Annotated in this window: 5 protein-coding genes; 2 read left to right on the forward strand and 3 right to left on the reverse strand. The window is 44.8% G+C overall.

Annotation, left to right across the window (positions count from 1 at the left end):
• The coding region (locus H6S82_RS16470; RefSeq protein WP_199317898.1) for a M61 family metallopeptidase at window positions 1-1,752 on the forward strand (1,752 nt) is incomplete at its 5' end.
• A gap of 26 nt (window positions 1,753-1,778) precedes the next feature.
• On the opposite strand, the gene H6S82_RS16475 is transcribed toward H6S82_RS16470, so the two are convergent.
• The 3 genes from H6S82_RS16475 to nadA all read right to left on the reverse strand — a co-directional run bounded on the left by H6S82_RS16475 (window position 1,779) and on the right by nadA (window position 4,151).
• A complete protein-coding gene (locus H6S82_RS16475) occupies window positions 1,779-2,474 on the reverse strand; it encodes a TIGR04283 family arsenosugar biosynthesis glycosyltransferase (RefSeq protein ID WP_190469136.1) in 696 nt (231 codons plus the stop codon).
• Window positions 2,474-3,103 carry a TIGR04282 family arsenosugar biosynthesis glycosyltransferase gene (locus tag H6S82_RS16480; RefSeq protein ID WP_190469132.1) on the reverse strand — a complete coding sequence of 210 codons (630 nt, stop codon included), beginning with the start codon at window positions 3,101-3,103 and terminating at the stop codon, window positions 2,474-2,476. The genes H6S82_RS16475 and H6S82_RS16480 overlap by 1 nt, the downstream gene beginning before the upstream one ends.
• 82 nt (window positions 3,104-3,185) lie before the next feature.
• Window positions 3,186-4,151, reverse strand: a complete 966-nt coding sequence (gene nadA, locus H6S82_RS16485) for a quinolinate synthase NadA (RefSeq protein WP_190469130.1) — start codon at window positions 4,149-4,151, stop codon at window positions 3,186-3,188.
• Window positions 4,152-4,338: 187 nt separating this feature from the next.
• Here nadA and H6S82_RS16490 point away from each other — a divergent pair, with 187 nt between their 5' ends.
• A complete protein-coding gene (locus H6S82_RS16490; protein ID WP_190469127.1) occupies window positions 4,339-5,283 on the forward strand; it encodes a TIGR04168 family protein in 945 nt (314 codons plus the stop codon).
• Window positions 5,284-5,394: the final 111 nt, after the last annotated feature.

The following is a 5,394-nucleotide window of genomic DNA, read 5'->3' on the forward strand; positions in this document are numbered from 1 at the left end:
AAACGCAGCGCACCGACAATTAAATATACGATCGCCATGCCTCAGCCAAGTTCTCACCTGTTTGAGGTGACGTTGGCTGTGGCAGGTTTGGCCGGATCGGTTTTGGATTTGAAACTACCGGTTTGGACTCCTGGTTCTTACTTGGTGCGCGAGTATGCCAAGCATTTACAAGATTTTTCTGCTTATACAGAGGAGAGTATTTTATCTTGGCGTAAGCTCGGCAAAAATCATTGGCAAATAGATACAAATGGTGCTTCTCAGATAGAAGTTTTTTATCGGGTGTTTGCCAATGACCTGTCAGTACGGACTAATCATTTAGATGGCAGTCACGGTTATTTTAACCCGGCGGCGTTATGTTTTTACATTCCTGGATGGGAACGGGAAAAAATCCGCATCCAAATTCTGCCACCTTTTAAAGAATGGCGCATAGCAACACCTTTGCCGCCAGTTGCAGATGAAGTAAATACTTTCGAGGCGGATGATTTTGATACTTTGGTGGATAGTCCGTTTGAAATAGGTAATCACCAGTTATATGAGTTTGAGGTGTTGGGTAAGCCCCACGAGTTAGCAATTTGGGGAGAGGGAAATGCCCAGCCAAATCGGATAATTCCGGATATCCAGAAAATCATTGAGATAGAAGCCCAAATGTTTGGGGGACTTCCCTACGATCGCTATGTGTTTCTGCTACATCTGGCTTCTCAAAATGCAGGTGGTTTGGAACATAAGAATTCCTGCACGTTAAATTACGCTCGCTTCGGTTTTCGGGTTAAGGATAAGTACGATCGCTTTATGCAGTTGGTGGCGCATGAGTTTTTCCACCTGTGGAATGTGAAGCGGATTCGCCCGAAAGCACTGGAAAAGTTTGATTACGATGGTGAAAATTATACCCCTTCCTTGTGGTTTAGCGAAGGGACGACAAGTTACTACGATTTGCTGATTCCCCTGCGGGCAGGCATTTACGATGCTAAGTCGTTTTTGCATAATTTGAGTAAGGAAATTACGCGGTTGCAAACTATACCTGGGCGAAAGGTGCAGCCGGCCAGCGAGTCGAGTTTTGATGCCTGGATTAAGCTGTACCGACGGGATGCCAATAGCGATAATTCTCAGATTTCTTATTATCTGAAGGGAGAATTGGTGTCGCTGTTGCTGGATTTGCTGATTCGATCGCGACATCAAAATCAACGATCGCTCGATGATGTGATGCGGCAAATGTGGGAACAGTTCGGTAAAGAAGAAATCGGCTTTAGTCCAGAACAGTTGCAGGAAGCGATCGAGTCTGTCGCTGGAACGAATTTGAGCGACTTTTTTGCCCGCTACGTTGATGGTACGGATGAACTGCCGTTTGACGATTATCTTGAACTTTTTGGTTTGCAATTGCTACCTGACTCGGAAGAGGAACAAGCACCATTTATAGGCTTGACAGCTAAGTCACAAAATGGTAAAGAAGCTATCAATTTTGTGGAAATCGGTTCGCCAGCACAAATCGCGGGTGTAGATGCTGGCGATGAGTTGCTGGCAATAAACGGGATACGGGTGACGGCGGATAAATTGAGCGATCGTCTCAAGGATTATCAATCAGGCGATACCATTCAAGTAACTGTTTTCCATCAAGACGAATTGCGGACTTTGCCAGTGACCCTAGCAGCGCCAAAACCGAATTCTTACAAGGTTGTTGCGCTTGGTAACCCTTCCTCAGCGCAAAAAGAAAACTTTGCTGGCTGGTTGGGAGTGCCAATATCAACCATTTCGTAGTATTTGTAGGGTGGGCATTGCCCACCTTATTTTCGACGATAAAAACGAGCGAGTTTTTGTGGGGAAATGCCGAGAAAATAAGCGATAATGATGATTTGGTTGATCGAGGTAGTTTTCAACACTCCCAGTTTCTGCCAGCGACGACCTGATGTGATGACTGGAACTGGTGCGATCGCAATTTTTCCGACTTTATTTACATTGCGGATAAAAACAAAATCTTCCATGATTGGCAGTTCTGGAAAACCGCCAATATCGCGAAATACATCGGCTTTGATAAAGATAGCTTGGTCGCCATAGGGTAGGGAAAAAATGTGCGATCGCCAATTTACCATCTTTTCGACTAACCGAATTCCTCGTATTTGAGCATCAATTTTTAATTCAAACGCACCAGCAATGGGATTTTGGATTTGTTTTTTTGGTTCTAAAGTTTGACGAATGATGCTGTCGAAACCTTCAGGTAAAATGGTATCGGCGTGTAAAAAGAGCAAGATATTTCCGCTAGCAACTGCTGCGCCTGCGTTCATTTGAAAAGCGCGTCCGGGAGGAGAAGATAAAACTTTCACACCCAATGATTTAGCGATAGCAACAGTTTCATCTTGACTGCCACCATCAACAACAATCACTTCCACATTTGTAGCGTTTTGAGCTAATAACACAGATTTAGTAATATTTTGTGCTTCATTTAATACAGGAATAATAATTGAAATTTTGTGCGTTTGCATCAAATTGACAAATAACTAATCAAAAATCTAAAATCTAAAATTGAGAGGTCTTCCGGTCGATCGACATCAGAAAGCTCAGTCAAATACGCAGCTGCCAAATTAAGTTTACCAGCAATTTCTACAGTTTGTCGAAAAACCTCAGATGTACTCCAGCTAATGTCTGTGAATAGTTGGGGAATAAAATGACGCAATCCAATTAAATAATAACCGCCATCGGTAGCTGGGCCAAGTACTAAATCGTGCTGCTGAAGTGCTTGAAATGCTTGTGCGAGAATTTCATAATTAAGCGCCGGACAATCAGACCCGATGATAATAACATTATCTATATTATTACTAAATGCGGTTTGAAATGCGGACGCCATGCGGAAACCGATATTGCCTTCTGCTTGTTGGCGATATGTCATCTCATTTCCTAACCATTCTTGCATTAATGGGAAATTCCCACCTGTAAAATGCACTTCTAGAGAGAGGGAATGGAAAGATTGTAGTTGTTTTGCTTGCGCGATCGCATTTTCCGTCATTTGGCGATGCAGGTTAGCTGCACCTTCTGCACCAAGAACCGGAATAAGTCGCGTTTTGGCTTTTCCCGGTTCTGGATAGCGCGTGAAAAGGATGAGGCATTCTTTCATTGCAGATTTCAGATGGCAGATTTTAAATTTAATCAAATTATTTTAAATTTGCCATCTAAAATTTGCAATCTGAAATTCTTCATTAACTCATTTCTAACATCCGCTGAATCGGTCGCAAAGCTGCCAATCGGGTTTCTTCAGGCAAACTAATTTCTGGGGTGCGATTTTCCATCGCCAAATACAGCTTTTCCAAAGTATTTAACCGCATGAACGGACATTCGTTACAGGCACAATTATTTGTTGGTGGCGCGGGAATGAAACGTTTTTTCGGTTCCATTTTCTGCATTTGGTGAATAATTCCCGGTTCCGTAGCGACAATAAAAGCTTGACTGGAACTAGCTTGAGAATACTTCAACAAAGCAGAAGTAGAACCGATGTAGTTAGCGTGGCGCAATACCGGCGGTTCGCATTCCGGGTGTGCGATTACTTCCGCTTCCGGGTGGGCAATTTTCAACTGAACTATCTTCTTTTCTGAGAAGTTTTCATGTACAATACAAGCTCCTTGCCATAATACCATATCTCGTCCAGTTTGCTGCATCACGTAGCGACCGAGATTGCGATCGGGCCCAAAAATAATCGGTTGGTCTTTGGGAATTTGATTTACTATCTTGACGGCGTTGGAACTTGTGCAGATAATATCGCTCATTGCCTTAATCGCGGCAGAGCAGTTGATATAAGAAATTACGAGATGTCCTGGGTGTGCGGCTTTGAAGGCAGCAAAGTCATCGGGGGGACAGCTATCTGCCAAAGAGCAACCGGCGGTTAAATCTGGTAAAAGTACCAATTTATCGGGGTTGAGAATTTTGGCGGTTTCTGCCATAAAGTGAACGCCTGCAAAGACGATCGCATCGGCATTGGTGCTGGCCGCTAGGCGAGATAGCTCCAGGGAATCACCGATATAATCCGCTACATCTTGTATATCCGGGTCTTGGTAATAGTGAGCGAGAATAACGGCGTTTAGCTTTTTTTTCAAGGCTTGAATAGCCTCAAACAAATCGTCGGGTGTTTTTGGGGCAGTGGTTATCGGGGGTCGTGTAGTAATAAGCACAGCAATTCTTAGTTTGGGAGTAGGGAAAACATGGCCGGGATTCTTTCCATAATTATAGTTGATTTTACTAAAAATTAATGGTGATAGTATCGGTAAAAATTACGGAAATATCCGCTATGTCTGGAGTTTGCTGCAAAAATAGGCGATGCTTGCCTATCCTGGAAAAAGATTGTAGGAAAAAGCAGGCATGGGGACTCAGGGCAATCAAAATCAATCCATCAAAATAGCAGTGGTCGGAGATGTTCACAACCAATGGGAAACGGAGGATGGAGAAGCTTTACATCGCTTGGCTGTAGATTTAGTGCTGTTTGTCGGGGATTTTGGCAACGAATCGGTGGATGTCGTAGAGGCGATCGCATCTCTCGACCTTCCCAAAGCAGCCATTTTGGGCAACCACGATGCCTGGTACACCGCCTCCGAGTGGGGACGCAGGCGCTGTCCTTACAATCGCCGGGAGGAAGACTGGGTGCAGGATCAGCTCGATCTGCTGGGTGAAACTCATGTAGGTTACGGCAAATTGGACTTTCCAGAGTTGAATTTAACTGTGGTGGGGAGTCGTCCGTTTAGTTGGGGTGGAGATACTTGGAAAAATGCCGATTTCTACAAAGAGCGGTATAATGTGACCGGTTTTCACGAGTCTACCAGCCGGATTGTGCAAGCGGCAAGCAACGCCGCTTATGATACAATTATCTTTCTCGGTCACAATGGCCCTTTTGGGTTAGGCGGGCGTCCGGAAGATCCCTGCGGTAAAGATTGGGAAACTGTGGGAGGAGATTTCGGAGATCCGGACTTTGCCAAAGCGATCGCCAAAACCAAGCAACTCGGCAAAACAATTCCTCTGGTAACATTTGGGCATATGCACCATCATCTGCGTCACACCCGCGAAGTGCTGCGTACCCCAGTTGTTGTCAGTCCGGATGGGACAGTGTATTTGAATTCAGCCAGCGTACCTCGGATTGTGGATAATGGGAGCGATCGGCTGCGTAACTTCTCCCTGGTATCCCTGCAAGACGGTGTTGTCTCGCAAGCTTCCCTAGTTTGGGTTGGCAAAGACTATACTGTTGTCTCCGAAGAAATTTTTTATCGGCGTTGTGAGTCAATGGTGCAATCTGCCTATAGTCAGTTGCGATAACTACAGGTAGAATAAGAAATGCACCTGGAGAGGTGGCAGAGTGGTCGAATGCGCTCGACTTGAAATCGAGTGTGGCAGTGATGTCACCGTGGGTTCAAATCCCACCCTCTC

This window comes from Planktothrix sp. FACHB-1355 (assembly GCF_014748295.1).
GTDB lineage: Bacteria > Cyanobacteriota > Cyanobacteriia > Cyanobacteriales > Aerosakkonemataceae > Aerosakkonema > Aerosakkonema funiforme_A.